Raw genomic sequence first — 451 nt, 5'->3', positions numbered from 1 at the left:
GCGTCTTCGAGGTCGGCGACCTCCTCGACGAGGACACGCTGGACGAACCGTGGCACCTCGTAGTTACTCTGTCGGGGGTCCGCGGGATCGGGACCTTCCTCGTGCAGGATCGCGAGATCCTGGACGCACCGGGCCGTCGTCGGGATGAGGTCCGCAAGGAGATCGCCCAGCCACTCGGAGGTCTGTGGGGCCACCTCGTGGTAGGTCAACCCGGTAATGGAGAGTTGCCCCCGGGGGTCCAGCAGGGCAATCTCCGGTTCCTCGGCGGAATCAGGATACGCACGGCCACGCAGTTGCGGTTTGTCCGCCACGTCGACGTCAACGTCGGGCCCAGCGTCGGGCTGGGTCGCCGAGACAGAGGAAGACGTCGGCGATGTCGACGAGGACCCACCGCAGAGTTCGTCCACGAGTTCGTCGTCGAGACCCATCCCGTCCAGGTACTCCCGATCGT

The 451-nt window shown here is 66.1% G+C and carries 1 pseudogene; it reads right to left on the bottom strand.

The features are described from left to right. A pseudogene (locus tag FY251_RS21340) lies at positions 1-428 on the bottom strand (aminotransferase); the annotation flags it as partial. Positions 429-451 lie beyond the last annotated feature (23 nt).

This window comes from Haloferax sp. KTX1 (assembly GCF_902410085.1).
Lineage (GTDB): Archaea > Halobacteriota > Halobacteria > Halobacteriales > Haloferacaceae > Haloferax > Haloferax massiliensis.
The sequence above is the reverse complement of the archived record's forward strand: the minus strand, read 5'-3'. Positions and strand labels throughout refer to the sequence as shown.